Genomic DNA, 22,123 nt, shown 5'->3' with positions numbered 1-22,123 from the left:
TTCAGCGCCTGATTCCCTCGAAGGCCGCCATGATGCCGCGCTGGAATAGCGACCAGTCGAAGCCGAGCGCGATCGCGCGGTAGCCGCGGTCGACGAGGGCATTGGCCTGGTCGGCGGTGCGCGCAACGCCGCCGATCGGAACGCCGCTTCTGAGGATGCCGGCTTCGGCGCGCGCGACCAGCTCCAGCAGCTCCGGGTCGTCCATCTGGCCGCGTTTGTTGATGGAGGTCGCGAGGTCGCCGGGCCCGATCACCGCGACGTCGATGCCCGGCGTCGCCATGATCTCGTCGATACGGTTGACGGCGTCGACATGCTCGATGGTGATCATGCAGATCATCTCGTCATCGGCGGATGCCATGTAGTCCGGCATCGACTGGCCCCAGCGGAACGGTGCGTGGAACGGTCCCCAGAGGCGGTCGCCGCGCGGCGGGTAGCGCACGCTGCGCACCGCCTTCTCGGCCTCAGCGCGGTTCGTGATCATTGGAAAGTTGATGCCGAAGGCCCCGATGTCCATCGGCGCCTTCGCAAGCCAGGGCTCGTTCGCCGCGATCCGAACCAGGGGCGTGCACGGCGTGCCCGTCGTCGCGGCGATCATCGCGTGCGCTTCGGTGAGCCCGATCGGCCCATGCTCGAGATCGACGATGATCCAGTCGAGCGAGCGGGCCATGATCTGCACGGTCTGCACGCTCGGGATGGTCGCGATGGCGCCGAAGGCGGGACGGCCTTCGCGCCAAAGCTGGCGGAGACGGTTGAGCGGCGTGGTCGGGACCGTCATGGAAAAGGCCTGCGGCTAGGTGGCGACGGCAAAACCTAGCAGCGCCGCGGCGCCGCGCAAAGTCAGGCCAAAGCGCGACCGCCGAAGAATGGCGTCAGCATGGTCGAAAGGCCATGCACGCGGTTCGAGGTGAAGATCATCTCGGCGCTGTCCTGCGCGATGCCGCCGACCCGCGGGCCAAGCAGATCCGAGACGCGGCGGGCAATCGCCGGCGCCGGATCGATCCAGTCGACCGGCCAGGGCGCCAGCCGCTTCAGCCGGTCGAGCAGCAGCGGATAATGCGTGCAGGCGAGCACGACGGTGTCGGTGCGTGATGTCACATTCCCGGCGTCGCCGACGAAGCATGGAGTGAGTTCGGTGAGGATCGCCTCGTCGCTGATCGGAGCGCCGCTGAGCTCGGCTTCCGCCAGCGAGGCGAGCTCGGGCGAGCCGACCAATGTCACCTCGCAGCCTTGCGCGAAATCGCGGATCAAGGCTTTGGTATATTCGCGCTTCACCGTGCCCTTGGTGCCGAGCACCGAGACGCGGCGGGTTCTCGATTGCGCGCAGGCCGGCTTGATCGCCGGCACCGTGCCGACAAAGGGCACGGAATAAGCGGAGCGCAGGTGCGACAGGACCAGGGTGGAAGCCGTGTTGCAGGCGATGACGATGAGGTCGGGATCATGCGTGCCGATCAGTTCCCCCATCAGCGGTACGACACGGGCGATGATCTCGTCCTCGCCGTGGTGGCCGTAAGGGAAGAAGGCGTCGTCGGCGACGTAGACAAAGTGCGCATCCGGCCGCGCAGCCACGACCTCGCGGAGCACCGTGAGCCCGCCAAGGCCGGAATCGAACACCAGGATCGTCGGAGAATTGGTCACGTCGTTACCTTAGGGCGCCATGGTTACCATTCGGTTTTTAGGGCGATTTTGCGGCGCCGTCCCTCAAACTTCCTTGGATCGGCTCAATGGGCGTTTCGCCTCCTAACATCCGCAAAATCCCGGGGAAGGGGGACGTGCGACGCTCATCTTCTTCCCACCACGCGGTAAGATGCTTGCCGCTCGCCCAATTCGCGCTCGCAGGAGGCCTCATGCTCACCGTCCATCATCTCGGCAAGTCCCAGTCCGAGCGTATCGTCTGGCTGTGCGAGGAGCTCGGGATCCCATATGAGCTGAAGCGCTACACGCGCGATGCCGCGACCATGCTGGCACCGGCTGAGTACAAGGCGCTGCATCCGATCGGGGCAGCGCCGGTGATCACCGACGGCGATCTCGTGCTTGCCGAATCCGGCGCCGTCGTCGATTACATCGTTGCAAAATACGGCAACGGCCGGCTCGTGCTCGGCCCCAATGATCCCGCCTTCGCGCAGTTTCTGTATTGGCTGCATTTTGCCAATGGCACGCTGCAACCCGGCATGGGCCGGATGATGATCCTGGGCCGGCTCGATCTCGCCAACGACAATCCGATCCTGCGCGCGATGAAGGGGCGCCTCGATCGCGCTTACGACCTTCTCGACGCCAGGCTTGGCGAGGCCGAATATCTGGCGGGCAGAGCCTTCACCACCGCCGATATCATGACGGTGTTCTCGCTCACCACCATGCGTTACTTCCAGCCCTATGATCTCCAGCGCTGTCCGAACGTGGTCAGCTATCTCGGCCGCATCGGTGACCGTCCGGCCTACCGGCGCGCGATGGAGAAGGGCGATCCGGGCATGGCGCTGCTGCTCAGCTGAGCTTGCGGTCACGCGATCCTGTTCGTCGTGGCCGACTGCGCCGTCGCCAGCTGCTTCTGCAGCCGATCGATGTTCTGCAGCAGGCGCTGGCTGGTCAGCACCAGGAAGTAATAGCCGAACTGCGGATCCTGGAAATAGATCTCGAGCAGGCGGTCATAGGTGATCGTCAGCACCTGGCCGTCCTCGACGCATTCGATCGTTCCGGTGCGGCGGTTGTCCGGCGTCAGGAAGCCGAGCTCGCCCATCAGCGCACCGGGCCCGATCTCGACGTTGATCTCCTTGACCAGGAATTTTCCGGTGACCGTGAGCAGCATCTCCTTGGCGGGATCGCCGAGCTTGAACAGCGTATCGCCGCGGCGATATTTGCGCTCGGTCATGAACGGCTTGAGCCACTCGATCGACATGTCGCCTTCGGCCGCATGACGCGCCTTCTTGACCAGCTTGAGCATCTGGCGCAACCGAAGCGCATTGATCGGAAGCATCAGCAGATAGAGCAGGAACGTCGCGACGTTGGCGGAGAGCGCGCCGAAAATGGCGAAGAAGGCGCAGCCGATCATGTTGGCGACGCGGAGCGGCACCATCGTGCGCATCAGCAGGGTGGCGACGAAGAAGCCGGCGCCGATGGTCGCGAACAGATTGGCCAGTGTGATGTTGTGGACGAAGATCTCCAGCAGCCGGTTGAAGATCGCGTCATAGGTGACGTTGTTGGGATCGAGGCCCATTTGCACCAGGATCTTCGCGATCCTGAGATTGTCCGTGGCCGCGTCGAGAATGCGGTCGAGGATCGAGGAAATGTCTGCGCTGCCGGACGGCATGGTACTAACCCCGCGTAAGGCCTTCAGTCCTGGTCGGTGTGCTCGGCACGTATAGCCGAAATCGCATGACGACCGCCTGAAATGAAGCCTTCGGCCGCCATGTCGCAGGGCAAATTTTAGCCCGATCGGGCGTTTCGGCAATTGCCCGTTGGTCGTCCAGCTGGGCGCGGCGCGGCCGTGATTCGGGCGGGATCGGCGCCGCGGAGGGGCTGCATGCCTCAGGCGGGGCGCCGGACGATCGTCGCCTTATGGCTTGGCGGCGGCTTGCACGACCTGCTGCTCGATGAGGTCAAGGTGTCCGGGCAGGGAGCCGGCGCGCAGCATCATGGCGACGCTGCTCGCTTCCTCCAGGGTGAAATTGCCGGAGATCTGGCCGGAGCCGCCGGTGATGGGCTCGCGGATCACCGGGGCCGAGATCACCTTGTCGTCGAGCACGATGGCGAAGGGCCTTCCGACGTTCTCCGCCGTGATGTGGGCGAAGCGCCGCGTGCCGCGGCCGTTGAAGCGGAACGAGGCGATCGGCTCCTTCGTGCTGCTCGCGAATCCCGGGCCCGCATAGCTGATGTCGCTGCCGTCGAGTGCGCTATCCTTGGCCACCAAATAGGGAATGTTGTCCTTGAAGCCGAGCAGGACTTCGGTGCCTTCGGGCGGGTTGCCGGATTGTGCCTGAGCGCCCGGCATCGAAACGTCGATGAGGCGGAAGCTGACCTTGACCTTTCGGGCAAAGATTGCCGTCACGCGCTCAGGGTCCATTTCGCCCGGCACGAAGATCCGGAGGCGGTCGGCGCCGGCGGGCTGGACGCTGGCGAGTTTGACGCCGGAATCCTTGAGACGCTGCTCGATCATGTCAATGCAATCGTCGACAAGTTCGCGCAGCCGTGCCGCGGACGCAGCCTCGGTCGGTGCGATCCGCATCATTCCATCGCCGCCGTCGGTCACGGTGAGCGCATGCGACGGCAATCCTTCCGCGGCTGAGGCAAGCTTGCGCGCGAGCTGCTCGCGGCCCTTGGCGTCCGCGATCTTCAGTTCGACGCCGCCATCGCGAATCCCAAGTCCGGCGAAGCCGATCTTGCTCTCGCGCAGGGTCTTGTAAACGTCGTCGCGCAGATCCGTGACCACGCTCTCGCGCAGGCCGTCGCCATCGACCTTGTAGACGACGCGCGAACCGCCGAGCTTTTCCATCTTGTCGCCGACGAAAGCAGCGATTTTGGCACGCATCTTGTCGAGCTGGCTGTCGGCAAACGCGGCATGGGGTAGGGCGATCACGGCCGCCACGGCAAGCGTGACAATCAGCGCAAGATTGTGTTTTCGCTGATGCCTCGTCATTGATCACCTCGTGTCTTGCGGTAGGACGCTGCTAGGCGGATCCGATGCCTGTTCTTGGTCCCGGGACTCGGTACGGAGGTTCAAAGGGGCCTTTAGGCGCACTTGGCCGCAGGGCCATGGACGAACGGCTAATCATCCATCATTCTGTCGGCTACCGACGCCATTGGTCGGGGCCTTGCCGAAGAATGTCAAAAGACAGCCGGCCGGGACATGCATCTGAGGGAGGACGGAATTCCATGGCGGGCATCCACGCGCTCGATCGCCTTATCGGCAACGACTATCCGGAACTGTTGACGGACGCGGAAGTCCGGGCCTTCGAGCAGGTCCCTTACGCCGATCGCATCGCGGCCGAGAGCACCTATGACGCCATCAAATTGGGCGCTGCACGCAATCCCGACGGGGCGGCGATCCAGTTTCTGCAAAACGCTGATCCCGCCGACACGCCGCAGGTCGTCACCTACCGCGATTTCATCGCGCGCGTCACGCAGGCCGCCAACATGTTTCATGCGCTTGGCGCAGAGAAGGGCGACGTCATCAGCTTCATGCTGCCGCTGGTGCCCGATGCGTTCGTGACGCTGTTCGGCGCGGAGGCCGCCGGCATCGCCAATCCCGTCAATCCGCTGCTCGAGCCGCACCAGATCGCGGAAATCCTGGAAGCTGCAAACACGAAAATCCTGGTGGCGCTCGGGCCGATGCCGGGCACCGATATCTGGCAGAAGGTCGAGCAGATCCGCCCGCAGCTCAAGCACCTCAAGGCGATCGTGCAGGTGTTCGGCGGCGGCGATCCCGCCAAGGGCATCTTTGCGTTCGGCGACCTGATCAAGCAGCAGCCGTCCGACCGGCTCGTCAGTGGGCGCAAGATTTCGGGTGCCGACATCGCTGCCTATTTCCACACCGGCGGCACCACCGGCACTCCGAAGCTGGTGCGGCACACTCACACCAATCAGGTCTATCAGGCCTGGGCGCTCAATCTTCTGTTGAAGTCGAAGCCCGGCGCCAATCTGCTGTTCGGCATGCCGCTGTTTCACGTCGGGGGCTCCTTGACGCAGGTGCTGCTGACGCTGTCGGCCGGTGGCTCGCTGGTCGTGCTGTCGCCGAGCGGCTGGCGCAATCCGAATGCGGTGAAGAACATCTGGGGACTGGTCGAACGCTTCAAGCCCGAGGCGCTGTCGAGCGTGCCGACGGTGCTGGCCGCGACGCTCGGGGTGCCGCCTGGCAATGCCGACATCTCCAGCCTGAAATATGCCGCTGGCGGCGGCTCGGCGATCCCCGTCGCCGTGGGCTCGGCAATCCAGGAGAAGCTGAAGCTGCGCGTGATCGAGGTCTACGGCATGACCGAGACCTCGAGCGTGCACACGCTTGCCTATCCGGGGCGGCCGATCCGGCTCGGCTCCGTCGGTTTGCCGATGCCTTATGCGCGCGTGCGCATCGTGCAGCTCGACGCCGACGGCCGGCTGATCCGCGATTGCAAGCCGGACGAAATCGGTGTCGTCATCATGGCCGGGCCGGGCGTGTTCGGCGGCTACCTCAACGACGAGCACAACAAAGGCGCCTTCGTCGACGAGGTCTGGGTCAATTCAGGCGATCTCGGCCGTCTCGACGCCGATGGCTATCTTTGGATCACCGGCCGCGCCAAGGACCTCGTGATCCGCGGCGGCCACAACATCGATCCGGCGCCGATCGAGGAGATCATGTTCCGCCATCCCGCCGTCGGCTTCGCTGCCGTGGTCGGCCAGCCCGACGCCTATGCCGGTGAGCTGCCGGTAGGATACGTGCAACTGAAACCGGGCGCCAAGGTCGAGCCGGGCGAATTGGAGACATGGGTGCGCGAGCGCACACCGGAGCGCGCCGCCGTCCCGGTGCAGGTCATTCCGATCGATCCGATGCCGGTGACAGGTGTCGGCAAGGTGTTCAAGCCGCAGCTGCGCTGGGACGCAGCGCAGCGCGTCTTTACCCAGGTGCTGGCGCCGCTGGTCGAGCGCGGCATCGACTGCAAGGTCAAGGTGGGTGCGCACGGCAGCCACGGCTCGATCGCCACCGTGACGCTTACGGGACTGCGGCCGGACCAGCGCGAGGTGATTGCGGGCGAGGTGCACACACTTCTCGCGCCGTTCGTGATGCGGCATGAGGTGGTGCAAATGTAGCAAACCCGCAGACCGGATCCGGCTGTGTTCCACACGGCCCGTTAGCGGGGCGACGCTTCGCCGCATGATCCTTAGCACAGCTGAAAGCCCCTGTGTGACAAGCATCACATAGGAAGAATTGGCATTCGGCGAAGCTAGCGAATAGGCTCGTGGAATTGCATCCGGGGGGACGCAAGTGATTCCGTTTCGGCTATTTGCAGCGTTGATATTTGCGATTGGATTGGCCTGCGGACCGGCGCATGCCGACCGCCGGGTTGCGCTCGTTATCGGCAATTCTGCCTACAAGAGCGCACCCAAGCTCGGCAATCCCGTGAACGATGCCACGCTGGTCGGTGGCATGTTCAAGAAGGCGGGCTTTGATTCCGTCGACGTCCGGCTGGACCTCAGTGCCAGCGAGATGCGGCGCATGCTGCGCGAGTTTGCCGGCAGGTCGCGTGATGCGGACATGGCGGTGATCTACTACGCGGGCCATGGCATCGAGCTCGACGGAACCAACTATCTCATTCCGACCGACGCCACGCTGGAGACGGATGGCGACGTGCTCGACGAAACCATCCCGGTCGAACGTGCGCTATTCGCGGTCGAGCCGGCCAAGCAGCTGCGCTTGATCATTCTCGACGCCTGCCGGGACAACCCGTTCTCCAAGACGATGAAGCGCACGCTGGCCTCGCGCGCCATCGGTCGGGGATTGGCCAAAGTCGAGCCGACCAGCCCGAACACGATGATCGCCTTTGCGGCCAAGGCAGGATCGACGGCTTCCGATGGCGATTCCAGAAACAGCCCGTTCGCCACCGCGTTGGTCGAGCACCTGCCGAAGCCCGGCCTCGATCTGCGCAAGGCCTTCGGCTTCGTGCGCGACGACGTGCTCAAGGCTACCGGCTACAAGCAGGAGCCCTATGTCTACGGCTCGCTCGGCGGCGACGACGTTCCCCTCGTGGTGAAGCCGCCGGCAACCGGTCCCCAGGCCAACCCGCAGGAAGCTATCCGCAGGGACTACGAGCTCGCGCTCCAGCTTGCGACACGCGATGGCTGGGAAGCATTCCTGGCACAATACCCCGACGGTTTCTACGCCAACCTCGCCAAGGGCCAGCTGAACAAGATCGGCGCCGAAGAGACGCGCGCTTCGGCTGAACAAAAGGCCAAGGCGGCCGAGCAGGAAAAGACGAGGCTCATCGCCGAGCGCGCCCAGAAGGCCGAGCAGGAAAAGGCGGCCGCGGCTGCCAAGGCCGCGGAAGAGGCTCGGATCGCCGCCGACAAGCAGAAGCAGATCGAGCAGGCGAAGGCGGAAGCGGCCGAACGGCAGCGCAAGGCGGCCGAGGCGGCGGCGGCGAAAGCGCTGGCCGAGAAGCAGGCGGCGGAGAAGGCCAAGACCGAACTCGCCGCCAAGCAGGCGGCCGAGAAGGCGGAGCAGGCCGCAAAGCCAGCGGCCGATCGGCAGATGCCGGAAGCAGACCAGAAAGTGGCGGCCCTCTCCCCTGCGCCGACATCCACATTGTCGGCGGTGGACCTCGCGAAATCCGTACAGTCCGAATTGCGCCGCGTGGGTTGCCTGTCCGGTGGCGCCGACGGCGACTGGAGCGCCGCCGCGCAGCGCTCGCTGACGCTGTTCAACAAATATGCCGGCACCCAGCTCGACGTGAAGCTCGCGAGCGTGGACGCGCTCGATGCGCTGAAGGCAAAGCCGGGACGAGTCTGCCCCCTGGTGTGCAATTTCGGCTTCAAGGCCGATGGTGATCAATGCGTGAAGATCACCTGCCGTGCGGGCTTTCGCGTCGGTGACGACAATGAATGCGAGAAGATCCAGGAAAAGAAACCCGTCGCGACGCGCGAGGATTCGAGACGGCGTGACCAGGATCGCAAACAGAGCGATGCGGCACCGTCAGCGCCTCAGGCGAGCGGGCAAATGATTTGCAATGCGGCCGGATGCAGGGCGATTGCCAAGGGATGCCGCCTCGGGACGGTTAGCCATCCTTCGAATCCCAGCGTTAAAATTCCCGGCGAAGTCTGCAATTGATGGCAAATCATGGCGTTCGGGACCACCAAAGTGTCGTGCTGAGGCTCATTGTTTTCTGCGCTTTTGCGATATGGTTCGGCTGCGTCCCGGCGTACGCCGACAAGCGCGTCGCGCTCGTGCTCGGCAATTCCGCCTACAAGAGCGTGCCGAAGCTGGCCAATCCGGCGAGCGACGCCGGCTTGATCGGCGGCATGTTGAGGAAAGCCGGCTTCGATTCGGTCGACATCAGGCAGGACCTGAACGCGTCTGAGATGCGCAAGGCGCTGCGCGAATTCGGCGGACGGACCCGGGATGCCGATGTCGCGGTGATCTACTATGCGGGCCACGGCATGGAGGTGGACGGCACCAACTACCTGATCCCGACCGATGCCGCGCTCGAGACCGACACCGACGTCTACGACGAGGCGTTGCCGATCGATCGCGTGCTGGTGAGCATCGGGCCTGCCAAACAGCTTCGTCTCGTCATTCTCGATGCGTGTCGTGACAATCCGTTTGCGAAGACGATGCGGCGCGCCGTGGCCTCGCGCGCGATCGGGCGCGGGCTTGCCAAGGTCGAGCCGACCAGTCCGAACACGATGATCGCGTTCGCGGCCAAGGCGGGATCAACGGCGTCGGACGGCGATTCCCGGAACAGCCCGTTCGCCATGGCACTGGTCGAGCACCTGCCGAAGCCGGGGCTTGATCTGCGCAAGGCGTTCGGCTTCGTGCGGGACGACGTCCTGAAGAACACTGGCGGCAGGCAGGAGCCCTATGTCTACGGCTCGCTCGGCGGCGACGACGTGCCGCTGGTGCCGGCGAAGCCGGCCGCTGTCGCGGGGCCGCAGGCCAATCCGCAAGACAGCGTGCGCAGGGACTATGAGCTTGCGCTTCAGGCCGGCCTGCGCGAGGCATGGGAAGCTTTCCTGCAGACTTATCCGGACGGTTTCTACGCCAACCTCGCCCGCGTGCAGTTGAAGAAGATTGCGGCTGAGGAGGAGCGCGCGACGGCAACCGAAAAGGCCCGGCTGGCCGAGCAGGAGAAGGTGAAGCTCGCCGCCGAACGAGCCCACAAGGTGGAGCTGGAAAAGGCCGCGGCCGCTGCCAAGGCCGCCGAGGACGCGCGGATCGCTGCGGACAAGCAAAGGCAGATCGAGCTGGCGAAGGCCGAGGCGGCCGAACGGGACCGCAAGGCGGCGGAGGCCGCGGCTGCCAAGGCGCTCGCGGAGAAGCAGGCGATCGAGAAGGGGGCGGCTGAAGCTGCGGCGAAGCAGTCGGCGGACAGGCCGGCCGTTGAGGCCGAGAGCAAGAAGGTTGCTGGCCTGTCGCCGCCGCCGAGCGCCCCGCTGGCGGTCGACGTGTCGAGATCGGTTCAGCTCGAGTTGCGCCGCGTCGGCTGCATGAAAGCAGAGCCGAACGGGGACTGGAGCGAAACGGCGCAACGCTCGCTGGCGTTGTTCAACAAGTACGCCGGTACCAAATTCGATGCGAAGCTTGCGAATGTGGACGTGCTCGACGCGCTGAAGGCTAAGCCCGGACGCATTTGTCCGCTGGTCTGCGAGCGCGGCTTCAGGGCTGATGGAGATGCCTGCGTCAAGATCACGTGCCGCGCCGGATACCGTATCAACGAGGACAACGAATGCGAGAAGGTCCAAGACAAGAAGCCGGTTGCGCGCCAAGTTCCAAAGGCGCCGGACGAGAGCCGGAAGAGCGCCGAGACGGCGCCAACCAAGCCGCAAGCCGCGGGGCAAATCTTGTGTACATCAGCAGCCGGGTGCCGGCCCGTTCGCAAGGGATGTCATCTCAGCTCCGGCGGAGTGGGGCAGTCTGAGATATGCCCCTGAAGGTCGGTCCGCAGCAACGCGCCGGGTAGAGTAGCCGACGCGGCTTACCTCTGACCTCGGTGCGCGAACTGTGGCGAATTGCGCCTGCGAACCCTCCGTCCTGTCCTAACCCGCCGGCATCCGCGTTTCGACCAGACGTGCCCAGAATGACGCGCCGTGGCCGAGGATGTTGTCGTTGAACACGTAGCCCGGGTGATGGCATTCGTTGCCGTCGCCCATGCCGACCAGCACCATCGCGCCGGGACGCGCCTCCAGCATGAAGGAGAAGTCCTCGGCGCCCATCATCGGGATGAACTTGTCGTTGACGCGCTCAGTGCCGACGATGTCGCGGGCGACGTCTGCGGCAAGGCCGGCCTCGCGCGCATGGTTCATGGTCACCGGATACATCCGCGAGTATTTCGTCTCGGCCGAGCCGCCATAGGCGCGCGCGACGCTGTCGGCGACTTCGCCGATGCGGCGCTCGACGAGATCGCGCACCTCGGGATCGAGCGTGCGAACGGTGCCGCCGAGCTCGGCGATTTCAGGGATAATGTTGAAGGCCGTGCCGGAGTGGAACTGCGTGATCGAGATGACCGCCGACTTCAGCGGATCGACGTTGCGCGCGACGATCGATTGCAGCGCATTGACGATCTGCGAGCCGATCAGCACGCTGTCGACGGATTTGTGCGGACCCGCGCCGGCGTGACCGCCCTTGCCGTGGACCGTGATCTGGATGTTGTCGGAGGAGGCGAGCATCGCGCCGGGTGTGGTGGCGAAATGGCCTTCCGGCAGGCCCGGCATGTTGTGCATGCCGTAGACTTCCTGGATGTTCCAGCGCGTCATCAGCCCGTCCTCGACCATGGCCTTGCCGCCGCCGCCGCCTTCCTCGGCTGGCTGGAAGATCATGATCGCGGTGCCGTCGAAATTGCGCGTCTCGGTGAGATATTTGGCCGCGCCGAGCAGCATCGCGGTGTGGCCGTCATGACCGCAGGCGTGCATCTTGCCGGGGACCTTCGAGGCATAAGGCACGCCCGAGGTTTCCATGATCGGCAGAGCGTCCATGTCGGCGCGAAGGCCAATGGTCTTGCCGGAAGCCGATTTGCGGCCGCGGATCACGCCGACGACGCCGGTGCGGCCGATGCCGGTCACCACCTCGTCGCAGCCGAACTCGCGCAAGCGATCGGCGACGATGCCGGCGGTGCGGTGGACCTCGTAGAGCAACTCAGGGTTCTCATGGAAGTCATGGCGCCAGGCGGCCATTTCGTCGGAGAGGGCGGCAACGCGGTTGACGATGGGCATGGGGTGGGTCCGTTTCTTCTGTGTTCGCAGGGGCGATGGGTCGGAAGCGTACTCCGCGGCTTGGCAGTCCGCAAATGGTCGCCGGGCTTTCGTCGCCCCGTTCGGTGGCTATAAGGTGAGGCAGCGATGCGCCGGGGACGAGGGCAGGCGATGAAGTTCGGACGCGATATTCTCCTGCTGGCGGGCTGTCTCTGGATTATGGTCAGCCCGGCCGTCGCCTGCGGTGTCAGCTCCGCAGCGGTCGCGATCGCATCGGTCAGTCAGAAGATCCAGGCCGGTCAGATCAAGCGGATCGATCTTCTAAAGATCTCCGATCGCCTGCTTGCCGGCATTCCGATCTCGCCGGAGCATTTTGCGAGCTATGCGAGTGAACGCAAGACGCTGGTCCTGACCGCGGGCGAGGCGACCGAACTGGCGGCAGCCGTCAAGGCGCTGGCGCCGGTACCGTTGTCTTATCAGCCCGATTTGCGCTGGCAGCTCGTTTTCCTCGATGAGGCCGGCAACAAGCTGCACACGATCTTCTTCAGCAAGCGCTATGTGCAGGGGCGCGGCCGCGCCGGCTATGTCGATGGCAACATGTGCAGCTTCAGCACCGCCGCCGTCGGCAGCCCGGCCCTCATCAAATGGCTGCAGAAGCGGCTGTAGCTCGTCGTTCCGCGGCGGTGGCGTAGCCCGGATGGAGCGCAGCGCAATCCGGGGCTCGTGCCGCGTGGAAGGAATCCCGGATTGCGCTGCGCTCCATCCGGGCTACGAACCTGTGCTCAGCTCTCGCCGAACACGCGCTTGAAGATCGTGTCGACGTGCTTGAGGTGGTAACCGAGGTCGAACAGCTCCTCGAGCTCGGCATCGGTGAGATATTTCTTCACCTCGGTGTCCTTCTTCAGCAGCTGCAGGAAGTCGCCTTCGCCGCGCCAGACCGGCATCGCATTGCGTTGCACGAGCTTGTAGGAATCCTCGCGGCTCGCGCCCTTCTGCGTCAGCGCCAGCAGCACGCGCTGCGAGTGCACGAGGCCGCCGAGACGGTCGAGGTTCTTCTGCATGTTGGCGGGATAGACCAGCAGCTTGTCGATCAGGCCGGCGAGGCGCACCAGCGCGAAGTCGAGCGTGACGGTGGCGTCCGGACCCATCATGCGCTCGGCAGAGGAGTGCGAGATGTCGCGCTCATGCCAGAGCACGACGTTCTCCAGCGCCGGCGTCACATAGGCGCGCACCATGCGGGAGAGGCCGGTGAGGTTCTCCGACAGCACGGGATTGCGCTTGTGCGGCATGGCGGACGAACCCTTCTGCCCCTCGGAGAAGAATTCTTCGGCCTCCAGCACCTCGGTGCGCTGCATGTGGCGGATCTCCACCGCGATCCGCTCGACGGAAGAGGCGATCACGCCGAGGGTCGAGAAGTACATCGCGTGACGGTCGCGCGGGATCACCTGGGTCGAGATCGGTTCGGGGACGAGGCCCATGGCTTTCGCGACGTGCTCTTCGACGCGCGGATCGATCTGCGCGAAGGTGCCGACCGCGCCCGAGATGGCGCAGGTCGCGACCTCCTTGCGCGCCGCGATCAGGCGCTCCTTGGCACGCGAGAATTCGGCATAGGCATAAGCGAGCTTGAGGCCGAACGTCACCGGCTCGGCGTGGATGCCGTGGCTGCGGCCGATGGTCGGCGTCATCTTGTGCTCGAAGGCGCGCTTCTTCAGCGCGGCCAGCACCTTGTCGAGGTCGGCCAGCAAGAGGTCGGCGGCGCGGGTGAGCTGGACGTTGAGGCAGGTGTCGAGCACGTCGGAGGAGGTCATGCCCTGGTGCACGAAGCGCGCCTCGGGGCCGACGATCTCGGCGAGGTGGGTGAGGAAGGCGATGACGTCGTGCTTGGTCTCGCGCTCGATCTCGTCGATGCGGGCGACGTCGAAAGTGGCGTTCTTGGCCTTGGCCCAGACCGTCTTGGCGGCCTCCTTGGGGATGGTCCCGAGCTCGGCGAGGGCGTCCGCCGCATGCGCCTCGATCTCGAACCAGATCTTGAACCGGGTCTGCGGCTCCCAGATCGAGGCCATTTCCGGGCGGGTATAGCGGGGGATCATTGGCGGCTCCAGGAAGGTGGGCGGGCGGGTCCGCAAAGCGGCAAGCGCCGGCCAAAATGCTTTTTACGCCGTGATTTAACAGAGCAGGCAGGGCGAAACAAACGGTCTGGGCCGCAGCAGAGGGGGATCGCCGAGCTATCCACCGGGCTGGTTGCCGGGGAGGGGCGGCGCCGGCCTCTAATATTAACTGTCAATCACGGATCATTGACTGACAGATATTGAAATCTGTCAGCGGGACGTGTATATCCGTTCCCGGACGCTCCGATTGGGCGTCCCGCGACAAGCCCCGGAAAGCCTGACATCCGAAAGCGGATCGGAAGGCGGATTGAAGAACGGGGACCCGCGGACGAATGGAGACTTAAGACGATGACGACCGAAATCCTCAATTTGACCGGCGTGATTGGGCATTGGCTCAATTTGCTGGTCGCGCGCCAGATCGCGGCGCAGGCTGCAAAACTGCCTCATTAAGGCATAGGCTTTCCGAAACGACCGGCCAGGGCGCTTCGGAAGCGGCCCTACTGCCGGAGTAACTGAGCCCTCAACGGGAACATGGTGCTGGCATGAATGAAGCTGTTGTCTTGACGCCGGAGCGGATCCTCGAAGTCACCGAGGATGTGCTCAGGCGTTTCGGACTTGCCAAGGCCACCGTGGTTGACGTTGCCCGTGCACTCGATGTGAGCCACGGCAGCGTCTATCGCCATTTCCCGAGCAAGGCCTCGCTGCGCGAGGCCGTTGCCAAACGCTGGCTGGACCGCATCGATGCGCCGCTCCGCCAGATCGCCGAGGAGCGGGGCCCGGCGGCGGACAGGCTCGATCGATGGCTGCGGACGCTGTTCGCTGCCAAGCGGTCGCGCGTGCTCGACGACCCCGAGATGTTCGAGACTTATCTGACCCTGGCGCGCGAGGCCTGCGCGGCTGTCAAATGCCACAAGGACACCCTGACCGACCAGGTCGTGGCTATTTTATCGGACGGTGTGGCGCAGGGCGTCTTCGCCATTGACGACGTCAAGGCCACCGCGCGCGCGATTTACGATGCGACCAGCCGCTTCCACCATCCGGCCCATGCCGACGAGTGGAAGGATGCCGATCTTCCTGCCCGCGTCGATGCGACGCTCGCGCTGCTGCTGCGCGGCTTGAAAGCCTGCTAAGCCGCCGCCGCTGTTCAATACGCCGCGACCGATCAACCTCTCCCCTTGTGAAGAAGGGCGCCATCGCCAAGCGACGGCGACGACGATCGCGTGCGGAAAGTGCCGTCGGACGAGGGTACGACCGGCGGAGCCTCCGGATAGACATTGATCGCGATCTCGACGTCGTCCTTTGAGCGCTTTCGAAGGCGCTCGAATGCCAGCTCCTGATCGAGCATGGAGCAGCGGAAATGGACGATCGCGGTATCCGGCAGGCGGCAGAGTTCGTCGATGAGCTCGCCTACGGTGATGATCGAGGGAGCGACGACTGCCTTGTGATGACCCTTACTCATGACCTTTGACTCCTTCGCTCTGCTGCTAACCGGAACGGAATAGGCTCTGTTCCAATCAGCCCGGCAGATTGAGAAATTTCACGCCATTCGAAGCAATGCGGCAGTCCTGCTGCTAAATCCTCGTCAGCCCGCACGTCGCGGCGAGCCGCACCAGCTGCGCATCGGTGCGAGCGCCGGTCTTTGTCTTGATCAGGTAGTGATAGTTCTGCACCGTCTTCACACTGAGGTTGAGGTGCGCCGCAATCTGCTCTGTGGTGGCACCGCCGGCGAACTGGCGCAAAATCTCGATCTCGCGTTCGCCCAGATGATCCAGCACTGATCCTGCGGACAAGCTGTCTTCGGCGAGGATGTGGGCGATGTCGTCGCTCATGGCTCGCTCGCCACGGGCGACGGCGCGGATGGCGCCGACCACGGCGGACGGCTCGCTGCTCTTGGTGACGAAGCCGCTGGCGCCGGCGCTGAAGGCGGCTTTCACCAGCACGGCCTCGTTGTGCATGGTGAAGACGAGGATCCGCGCCCGCGGGCTGCGCGCGCGGATGTTGCGGATCGCCTCCAGCCCGCTCGCGCCCGGCATCGAGATGTCGAGCAGGACGACATCGGGGTCATGCGCCTTGAAGGCGCCGTAGGCGTCTGCGGCATTGTCCGCTTCCGCCACGACATGGAGGTCGCCCTGGCTCTCCAGCACGCGGCGGTAGCCTTGCCGGACGATCGGATGGTCGTCGACCAGCAGCACGGAGATGCCTGTTGCCGCCACCTCGCTCATGCCGGCCTCACGCGGCGAGCGGGATGGTGGCGGCGACGCTGAGGCCGCCACGGGCAGGCAGGATCGACAGCGATCCGCCGGCCGCCTTGACGCGCTCGCGGATGCCGGTGAGGCCGAAGCCGGCCGATTGCGCGACGCGCTCCGCATCGCCGCCGCCATCATCCTCGACGCGGATCAGCAACGCGTCGTCATCACCCGCGCGCCGCTCGATGCGCAAGGTGATCTCGCTCGCCGCGCCGTGACGCAGCGCGTTGGTCAGGCATTCCTGTGCGACGCGATAGGCGGTGGTGGCGGCCGGGCCGCTGATGTCGGCGAGGTCGCCCCTGAGGTCGAGCTGGATCGTCGGCCGCGCCGCACTCTGCGAGCGCCAGCTGTCGACGAGATTGACGAGGCTCGCCTCGAGCCCGAGCTCCTCGGGCAGGGGATTGCGCAGGCGCTTCAGCGCATCACGCAGCGAGGCCATCAGGTGATGGGTGGCCTGCGAGATCATGCGCGCATCCTGAGCGGCGCCGTTGTCGGCATTTCCCTTCGCGCTCGCCGTCTCGATCGTGTTGGCGAAAGCGAGGATGGCGGAGAGATTCTGCCCGAATTCGTCATGCAGCTCGCGGGCGAGGGCGCGGCGCTCGTCGTCGCGGATCTCGATCAGGCGCCGCGTCAGGGCGGCGCGCTGCTCGGTGGCTTCCTCCAGGCGGGTGCCGAGCTCGCCGACGGCGTTGCCGATCATCGCCAGCTCCATCGAACGGAAGCGTGGCAGTTTGGTGCGATACTGTCCGCGCGCCATGCGCTGCAGCGCGGTCACGATTGTGCGCGCTGGGGCCAGCGCATGCGCGATCGCGAGCGATGCCAGCAGCGCGATCGCTGCCGCCATCAACAACGCGACGTCGATCACGTTGAGAATGTACTCCCAGGCGAGCGAGATCGCGGCTGCGGCGTCCGGCGTTGCAACCACGGTGCCGGCCGAGGCGGCGCGGGGGCTGACCGGCCGCACCACTTCGGCGTGGCTGCCGAGGAAGATCGGCACGATCGATGCGAACCAGCGCGGCGGTGTCTTGCCCAGCCCCTCGCTCTGGCCGCAGAGCGGCTTTTCGAATGCGATGGCCGGTTGGAACTCGACGCACACGCCCGGCGAAATCAGCTTCATCGTCTCCAGTGTGCGCCATTCCGGAACCGGCAGAAGCTGCTCGCGCGTTCTGCTGCTGCGCAACAAGAACTCATGCCAGTACAAGGCCTGGAGGGCCTGCGCGACCCGCTGCGCGGAGGCCGCGGTTGCCCGGTCGACGCTGCGATAGGCGTCGAACGTGGCCCATACGGTCGCGGCTCCGAGGCAAAGCGCCACGATGAGCAGCAGACGGGCGACGAGCTGAAGCACGAGGCGCATGCGATCACCCTCAACGTTTGATAAGGTCAGCCTAACAACACCGCCGCGCCTTGCCAATCGCAGGGTTCTGCACGATCGCAGTTCGGGCAAATTTCCCAAGCCGGATTGGGCATGGGTCTTTGGACCTGGGACAGCGGCTTTGATCTAATCGGGTGGAAATCTTGATGGGCCGATCGTTGCGGCCGAGGAGCGGTGCAGCATGAGTTCGATGACGATTGGACCGATCGCGCCTGTCACGACCGACCCATCCGAGCGCAGTGCGCTCCTGTTCTGGATGATCTTCACCGGGCTCTCGATCTTCGCCGTCGTGCTGCTGTGGCGGTTCGGCCTGATCCATCTGATGCTGACCTCGGACCGCACCTACATTTCGAGCGTCATCGCGGTGCTCTATATCCTCACCTGCGGCCACTGCTTCCTGCGCACGCGGGCGATCGCGCGGGAGGGCGCGGCGGCGCGGCGCTGCCGTGCAGCGCTCGCGGCGCCCGATGGCGGCAAGGTGCTCGATGCGCGTGCGACGTCGCTGCCGCGCGGGCTCGTGCGGGATCACATCGAAAGCCTCGTCACCAAGGCCGCCGCGCAGGACTATCGCCCGGTGGATCAGACGCTGCTGCTGCGAACGCTCGCCGACCGCCTGCGCGGCTCCAACGGGTTTGGCGCCTTCGTTTCCGACACGCTGATGAAGCTCGGCCTGCTCGGTACCATCGTCGGTTTCATCATCATGCTGGCGCCGATCGCGGGGCTGGATGCCGCCGACAAGGTCGCGATGCGCTCCTCGATGGGGCTGATGAGCGACGGCATGGCGGTCGCGATGTACACGACGCTTGCCGGTCTCGTCGGCTCGATCCTCGTCCGGATCCAGTATTACATGCTGGATGCCGCGACCCAGAGGGTGTTCTCCGACGCGGTTGTGCTGACCGAGACCTATGTGACGCCGGCGCTGGAGCGCAAAGGCGCCGGAACCCCGTCATGATGGATGATTTCGGTCTCTATCCGCGCGAGGAGCCGTTCGATCCGCTGGGCGTGATGCTGTTCAAGGCGCTCCAGGTGATCGCGTTCCTGTTCTTCCTGGCGCTGCTCGCGGTCTCTCCGGACGCCAAGGACGGCAAGATCGACTCCAAGGCGGAGTTCATCATCACGCTGGACTGGCCGGACAACCACCCCGACGATCTCGACCTGTTCGTGCAGGATCCCGCCGGCAACATCGCCTGGTATCGCCACCGCGAGGCCGGTTTCCTTACGCTCGACCGCGACGACCGCGGCGGGGCCAACGACTTCATCATGGTCGCCGGCAAGAAGATTGCCTCGCCCATCCGCGAGGAGATCGTCACGCTGCGCGGCATCGTCGCCGGCGAATACACCGTCAACGTCTCGCATTTCGTCGCCACCACCGGCGAGCCCGTGACGGCGAATGTGAAGGTGCAGAAACTCAATCCGACAGCTCAGGTCGTGTTCGACAACAAGTTCACGCTCGACCACACCGGCGACGAGAAGACCGCGGTGCGATTCCGGCTCGACACAGAGGGCAAGGTCGTCGATGTGAATCAGCGGCCGAAATCGCTGCTCGAGACGTTCCGCAGCAGCTGGCGCAACGGGGCCGATCTCGACCCGAGGACGGGTGTGAGCAGCAACGCCAAGAGGATACGCCGTGACTAGTCTGCAAACGGTCATCCTCACGCTATCGGTCGCCTATGCCGTCATCGGTGCGCTGCTGCTGGTCGTGCTGGTCTATGCGCGGCTGCACTGGTCGCTGAAGGCGGTCGCGGTGGTCGTGACCAGCGCCTTCTATGTCGTCAGCTTCACCGAGATGCGCGGGCTGCTCGGATGGGCCAGCACGGACAGGTTGCCGACCTCCTTCAAGCTCCTGAAGTCCCGCATCGTCGAGCCGCATTCGCTTCAGGGCGATCCCGGCTCGATCTATCTCTGGGTCGAGCAGCTCGACGAGGACAATCGTCCGAGCGGTATCCCGCGCGCCTTCCGTGTGCCCTACAACGACGGGCTCGCCGACAAGACCCATGCCGCGGAAAACGAGATCGCTCTGGGACATCCGCAAGGCGGTCGCGCCGCGGATTTCGGCGGCGGCGATGGCAGCCTCCTCGACATGGTCCGCGAATATGTGACGCCCAAGACGATCATGGAGACCACCGGCGGCGATTCCTCGACCGGCGAATTCATGGCCCCGCCAGCCGGCGCGCAAGGCGCCGTATTCACACCGATCCCACCGCCCCGGATGCCGCCAAAGGACGAGCAATAGGCTCTTCGCTATCGTCCGCGGGGCGCTGGTAATCGGCGCGGCGCTGGCGCATGTTCTTGACCTCCCTCAATTTGGCCGTATCGGGCTTCAATAAGAATTGAAGGGTGGAGGGTGCGTGCTTCTCGCTGTCTTTTCGGATATCCACGGCAACCGGCAAGCCTTCGAGGCCTGCCTGAAGGTCGCCCGTGCGAAGGGCGCGGAGCAGTTCGTGCTGCTCGGCGACTTCGTCGGCTATGGCGCCGATCCGGAATGGGTGGTGGATGCCGCGATGGAGCTGGTTGCCAACGGTGCCCTGGCCGTGCGCGGCAATCACGACCAAGCCGTCAATTCCTCGGCGGAGACGATGAACGCCGAGGCGCAGGTCGCAATCGAATGGACGCGGGGCCGGCTCGACGCCGCGCAGCGGCGGTTCCTGGCCGAGTTGCCGATGCTGGTGCAGGACAGCGATCGTCTCTTCGTGCACTCGGAAGCCTCTCACCCGCAGCGCTGGCACTATGTTCGCTCCACCGTGGACGCCGCCAAGAGCCTGATTGCGACGCCCGCCCATGTCACGTTCTGCGGTCATATCCATCGCCCAGCGCTCTATTCGATGTCGGTGACGGCGAAGATGACGAGCTTCACACCGAAGACTGACGTCCCGGTGCAGCTGCTGCGCGGGCGGCAATGGCTCGCCGTGCTCGGCTCGGTCGGCCAGCCCCGCGACGGCGATCCGTCGGCTGCCTTCGTCCTGTTCGACACCGAATCGTGCCAGATCACCTATTGCCGCGCGCCCTATGACGTCGCGAGCGCGGCGGGCAGGATCCGCGACAACGGCCTGCCGCACTGGCTCGCCGACCGCCTGTCGCAGGGGCGCTGACGGCAATGCCGAAGCCTCTGGTCAAATCCGGCGCGGTGATCGATGGCTACACCATCGGTGAATGCGTTCATGCCGGCGGTATGGCAACGCTCTGGACCGTCACCCATCCCGGCATCGACGTGCCGCTCCTGATGAAGATCCCGCGGGTGGCTGAGGGCGAAGACCCCGCCGCGATCGTCTCCTTCGAGATGGAAATGATGATCCTGCCGCGGCTCGCGGGTCCGCACGTCCCGACCTGCTTCGGCACCGGCGATTTCGCGCACCAGGCCTATGTCGTGATCGAGCGAATCGGTGGCACCACGCTCTACAAGCGGCTGCCCGACCTGCCGCTGCCTTATGACGAAGCGCGGCTGCTCGTGGCCAGGATCGCAACCGCGCTGGCCGATCTGCACCGGCAGAACGTGATCCATCACGACATCAAGCCGAGCAGCATCATGTTCCGCGAGAGCGGCGAGGCGGTGCTGATCGATTACGGCCTGTCGCATCACAACCACCTGCCGGACCTTTTGCAGGAGGAATTCCGCCTGCCTTACGGCACCGCGCCGTACATGGCGCCCGAACGGCTGTCGGGGGTGCGCGACGATCCGCGCAGCGACCTGTTTTCGCTCGGCGTGCTGCTGTATTTCTTCACCACCGGCGAGCGTCCGTTCGGCGAGGGCGAGACGCTGCGTGCGATGCGGCGCCGGCTGTGGCGGGATCCGTATCCGCCGCGGAGCTTGCGCGCCGACTATCCGCCCTGGCTGCAGGAGGTGGTGCTGCGGTGTCTCGAGATCGAGCCGGTGTGGCGCTATCCGACGGCGTCCCAGCTCGCCTTCGATCTCGCCCATCCCGATCAGGTCAAGCTCACAACGCGCTCGGAGCGGATCAAGCGCGACCCGCTCAGCGTCGCCTGGCGTCGCCGCTTCAATCTGGGCGTCATGGCGCCGCGCGCGAAATCGGATGTCGCCGCCCAAATCGCGTCGAGCCCAATCCTCGCCGTCGCGCTCGACACCGTGGAAGGCGCGCCGGAGCTGAACGAGGCGCTGCGCGTGACCACCGAGCGCATCCTCGCCACCTTGCCGTCAGCGCGGCTCGCCTGCGTCAACGTGCTCAAGCTGAACCGGATCGCGATCGACCGGACGCTCGACGAGCAGGGGTCCAACAAGCATATCGACCGTCTGGTGGCGCTCAGGCATTGGGCGACGCCGCTCAAATTGGATGAGAGCCGGCTGTCGGCTCACGTGCTGGAGGCGGTCGATCCCGCCGCCGCGATCCTGGAGTTTGCCGAGGTCAACCAGGTCGACCATGTCATCATCGGCGCGCGGCAGAACTCGTTCAGACGCTCGCTGCTCGGCAGCGTCTCGGCCAAGGTGGCCTCGGAAGCGAGTTGCACCGTCACCGTGGTCCGGCCGCCGCGGATGGCGGGGGATATCGGTGAGACTGAGGCCGGCGAGGCAGCCGGATAAG

General features: G+C 65.1%; 20 protein-coding genes. 11 read left to right on the top strand and 9 right to left on the bottom strand.

Going from position 1 to position 22,123, the window contains the following annotated elements:
• Position 1 precedes the first annotated feature (1 nt).
• Together SE92_RS08765 and murI are read right to left on the bottom strand one after the other, a co-directional pair.
• The gene (locus tag SE92_RS08765; protein ID WP_063195342.1) at positions 2–775 is read right to left on the bottom strand and encodes an HpcH/HpaI aldolase family protein; all 774 of its coding nucleotides are present in this window, start codon (positions 773–775) and stop codon (positions 2–4) included.
• A gap of 62 nt (positions 776–837) precedes the next feature.
• A complete protein-coding gene (murI, locus tag SE92_RS08760; RefSeq protein WP_063195341.1) occupies positions 838–1,635 on the bottom strand; it encodes a glutamate racemase in 798 nt (265 codons plus the stop codon).
• 209 nt (positions 1,636–1,844) lie between these two features.
• On the opposite strand from murI, the gene SE92_RS08755 reads away from it, so the two are divergent.
• Positions 1,845–2,486: a glutathione S-transferase family protein gene (locus SE92_RS08755; protein WP_063203409.1), complete on the top strand. Its 642-nt coding sequence runs from the start codon at positions 1,845–1,847 to the stop codon at positions 2,484–2,486.
• A gap of 8 nt (positions 2,487–2,494) precedes the next feature.
• On the opposite strand, the gene SE92_RS08750 is transcribed toward SE92_RS08755, so the two are convergent.
• Together SE92_RS08750 and SE92_RS08745 are read right to left on the bottom strand one after the other, a co-directional pair.
• The gene (locus SE92_RS08750; RefSeq protein ID WP_063195340.1) at positions 2,495–3,301 is read right to left on the bottom strand and encodes a Crp/Fnr family transcriptional regulator; all 807 of its coding nucleotides are present in this window, start codon (positions 3,299–3,301) and stop codon (positions 2,495–2,497) included.
• 246 nt (positions 3,302–3,547) lie between these two features.
• Positions 3,548–4,627 (bottom strand): SecDF P1 head subdomain-containing protein, encoded by a 1,080-nt coding sequence (locus tag SE92_RS08745; RefSeq protein WP_063195339.1) that lies wholly within the window; start codon positions 4,625–4,627, stop codon positions 3,548–3,550.
• A gap of 236 nt (positions 4,628–4,863) precedes the next feature.
• Between SE92_RS08745 and SE92_RS08740 the strand changes: the two genes are divergently transcribed.
• The 3 genes from SE92_RS08740 to SE92_RS08730 all read left to right on the top strand — a co-directional run bounded on the left by SE92_RS08740 (position 4,864) and on the right by SE92_RS08730 (position 10,605).
• Positions 4,864–6,771: an acyl-CoA synthetase gene (locus SE92_RS08740; protein WP_063195338.1), complete on the top strand. Its 1,908-nt coding sequence runs from the start codon at positions 4,864–4,866 to the stop codon at positions 6,769–6,771.
• Between the two features lie 175 nt (positions 6,772–6,946).
• Positions 6,947–8,785, top strand: a complete 1,839-nt coding sequence (locus SE92_RS08735; RefSeq protein ID WP_063195337.1) for a caspase family protein — start codon at positions 6,947–6,949, stop codon at positions 8,783–8,785.
• On the top strand, positions 8,785–10,605 hold the full coding sequence (locus SE92_RS08730; protein WP_084251774.1) for a caspase family protein: 1,821 nt from the start codon (positions 8,785–8,787) through the stop codon (positions 10,603–10,605). The genes SE92_RS08735 and SE92_RS08730 overlap by 1 nt, the downstream gene beginning before the upstream one ends.
• A gap of 105 nt (positions 10,606–10,710) precedes the next feature.
• On the opposite strand, the gene SE92_RS08725 is transcribed toward SE92_RS08730, so the two are convergent.
• Positions 10,711–11,883 carry a M20 aminoacylase family protein gene (locus tag SE92_RS08725; protein WP_063195336.1) on the bottom strand — a complete coding sequence of 391 codons (1,173 nt, stop codon included), beginning with the start codon at positions 11,881–11,883 and terminating at the stop codon, positions 10,711–10,713.
• Between the two features lie 150 nt (positions 11,884–12,033).
• Between SE92_RS08725 and SE92_RS08720 the strand changes: the two genes are divergently transcribed.
• Positions 12,034–12,528 carry a hypothetical protein gene (locus tag SE92_RS08720; RefSeq protein WP_063195335.1) on the top strand — a complete coding sequence of 165 codons (495 nt, stop codon included), beginning with the start codon at positions 12,034–12,036 and terminating at the stop codon, positions 12,526–12,528.
• A 116-nt stretch (positions 12,529–12,644) separates the two neighbouring features.
• On the opposite strand, the gene purB is transcribed toward SE92_RS08720, so the two are convergent.
• A complete protein-coding gene (purB, locus tag SE92_RS08715) occupies positions 12,645–13,952 on the bottom strand; it encodes an adenylosuccinate lyase (RefSeq protein ID WP_063195334.1) in 1,308 nt (435 codons plus the stop codon).
• Between the two features lie 560 nt (positions 13,953–14,512).
• Here purB and SE92_RS08710 point away from each other — a divergent pair.
• The gene (locus tag SE92_RS08710; RefSeq protein WP_063195333.1) at positions 14,513–15,100 is read left to right on the top strand and encodes a TetR/AcrR family transcriptional regulator; all 588 of its coding nucleotides are present in this window, start codon (positions 14,513–14,515) and stop codon (positions 15,098–15,100) included.
• A gap of 32 nt (positions 15,101–15,132) precedes the next feature.
• Here SE92_RS08710 and SE92_RS08705 read toward each other — a convergent pair whose 3' ends face one another.
• The 3 genes from SE92_RS08705 to SE92_RS08695 all read right to left on the bottom strand — a co-directional run bounded on the left by SE92_RS08705 (position 15,133) and on the right by SE92_RS08695 (position 17,570).
• The gene (locus SE92_RS08705) at positions 15,133–15,429 is read right to left on the bottom strand and encodes a hypothetical protein (RefSeq protein WP_063195332.1); all 297 of its coding nucleotides are present in this window, start codon (positions 15,427–15,429) and stop codon (positions 15,133–15,135) included.
• A gap of 112 nt (positions 15,430–15,541) precedes the next feature.
• On the bottom strand, positions 15,542–16,192 hold the full coding sequence (locus SE92_RS08700) for a response regulator (protein WP_063195331.1): 651 nt from the start codon (positions 16,190–16,192) through the stop codon (positions 15,542–15,544).
• Between the two features lie 7 nt (positions 16,193–16,199).
• The gene (locus SE92_RS08695) at positions 16,200–17,570 is read right to left on the bottom strand and encodes a sensor histidine kinase (RefSeq protein WP_063195330.1); all 1,371 of its coding nucleotides are present in this window, start codon (positions 17,568–17,570) and stop codon (positions 16,200–16,202) included.
• A 199-nt stretch (positions 17,571–17,769) separates the two neighbouring features.
• Here SE92_RS08695 and SE92_RS08690 point away from each other — a divergent pair, with 199 nt between their 5' ends.
• The 5 genes from SE92_RS08690 (at position 17,770) to SE92_RS08670 (ending at position 22,122) form a co-directional block, all read left to right on the top strand.
• Positions 17,770–18,540, top strand: a complete 771-nt coding sequence (locus SE92_RS08690; RefSeq protein WP_063195329.1) for a MotA/TolQ/ExbB proton channel family protein — start codon at positions 17,770–17,772, stop codon at positions 18,538–18,540.
• The gene (locus SE92_RS08685; RefSeq protein ID WP_063195328.1) at positions 18,537–19,223 is read left to right on the top strand and encodes a DUF2135 domain-containing protein; all 687 of its coding nucleotides are present in this window, start codon (positions 18,537–18,539) and stop codon (positions 19,221–19,223) included. The genes SE92_RS08690 and SE92_RS08685 overlap by 4 nt, the downstream gene beginning before the upstream one ends.
• On the top strand, positions 19,216–19,821 hold the full coding sequence (locus tag SE92_RS08680; RefSeq protein WP_063195327.1) for a hypothetical protein: 606 nt from the start codon (positions 19,216–19,218) through the stop codon (positions 19,819–19,821). The genes SE92_RS08685 and SE92_RS08680 overlap by 8 nt, the downstream gene beginning before the upstream one ends.
• Before the next feature lie 115 nt (positions 19,822–19,936).
• A complete protein-coding gene (locus SE92_RS08675) occupies positions 19,937–20,677 on the top strand; it encodes a metallophosphoesterase family protein (protein WP_063195326.1) in 741 nt (246 codons plus the stop codon).
• A gap of 5 nt (positions 20,678–20,682) precedes the next feature.
• The gene (locus SE92_RS08670) at positions 20,683–22,122 is read left to right on the top strand and encodes a serine/threonine protein kinase (protein WP_063195325.1); all 1,440 of its coding nucleotides are present in this window, start codon (positions 20,683–20,685) and stop codon (positions 22,120–22,122) included.
• The last annotated feature ends 1 nt before the right edge of the window (position 22,123 follow it).

Origin of the sequence: Bradyrhizobium sp. AT1 (assembly GCF_001590795.1) — a bacterium.
Classification (GTDB): Bacteria; Pseudomonadota; Alphaproteobacteria; order Rhizobiales; family Xanthobacteraceae; genus Bradyrhizobium.
This window is presented reverse-complemented; position numbering and strand designations above follow the sequence as displayed.

Excerpts from the sequence above, each read along its gene's own strand:
- SE92_RS08765 (WP_063195342.1), bottom strand. The coding sequence starts at position 775 with ATGACGGTCCCGACCACGCCGCTCAACCGTCTCCGCCAGCTTTGGCGC.
- SE92_RS08755 (WP_063203409.1), top strand. The coding sequence starts at position 1,845 with ATGCTCACCGTCCATCATCTCGGCAAGTCCCAGTCCGAGCGTATCGTC.
- SE92_RS08750 (WP_063195340.1), bottom strand. The coding sequence starts at position 3,301 with ATGCCGTCCGGCAGCGCAGACATTTCCTCGATCCTCGACCGCATTCTC.
- SE92_RS08745 (WP_063195339.1), bottom strand. The coding sequence starts at position 4,627 with ATGACGAGGCATCAGCGAAAACACAATCTTGCGCTGATTGTCACGCTT.
- SE92_RS08740 (WP_063195338.1), top strand. The coding sequence starts at position 4,864 with ATGGCGGGCATCCACGCGCTCGATCGCCTTATCGGCAACGACTATCCG.
- SE92_RS08730 (WP_084251774.1), top strand. The coding sequence starts at position 8,785 with ATGGCAAATCATGGCGTTCGGGACCACCAAAGTGTCGTGCTGAGGCTC.
- SE92_RS08725 (WP_063195336.1), bottom strand. The coding sequence starts at position 11,883 with ATGCCCATCGTCAACCGCGTTGCCGCCCTCTCCGACGAAATGGCCGCC.
- SE92_RS08720 (WP_063195335.1), top strand. The coding sequence starts at position 12,034 with ATGAAGTTCGGACGCGATATTCTCCTGCTGGCGGGCTGTCTCTGGATT.
- purB (WP_063195334.1), bottom strand. The coding sequence starts at position 13,952 with ATGATCCCCCGCTATACCCGCCCGGAAATGGCCTCGATCTGGGAGCCG.
- SE92_RS08710 (WP_063195333.1), top strand. The coding sequence starts at position 14,513 with ATGAATGAAGCTGTTGTCTTGACGCCGGAGCGGATCCTCGAAGTCACC.
- SE92_RS08705 (WP_063195332.1), bottom strand. The coding sequence starts at position 15,429 with ATGAGTAAGGGTCATCACAAGGCAGTCGTCGCTCCCTCGATCATCACC.
- SE92_RS08700 (WP_063195331.1), bottom strand. The coding sequence starts at position 16,192 with ATGAGCGAGGTGGCGGCAACAGGCATCTCCGTGCTGCTGGTCGACGAC.
- SE92_RS08695 (WP_063195330.1), bottom strand. The coding sequence starts at position 17,570 with ATGCGCCTCGTGCTTCAGCTCGTCGCCCGTCTGCTGCTCATCGTGGCG.
- SE92_RS08690 (WP_063195329.1), top strand. The coding sequence starts at position 17,770 with ATGAGTTCGATGACGATTGGACCGATCGCGCCTGTCACGACCGACCCA.
- SE92_RS08685 (WP_063195328.1), top strand. The coding sequence starts at position 18,537 with ATGATGGATGATTTCGGTCTCTATCCGCGCGAGGAGCCGTTCGATCCG.
- SE92_RS08670 (WP_063195325.1), top strand. The coding sequence starts at position 20,683 with ATGCCGAAGCCTCTGGTCAAATCCGGCGCGGTGATCGATGGCTACACC.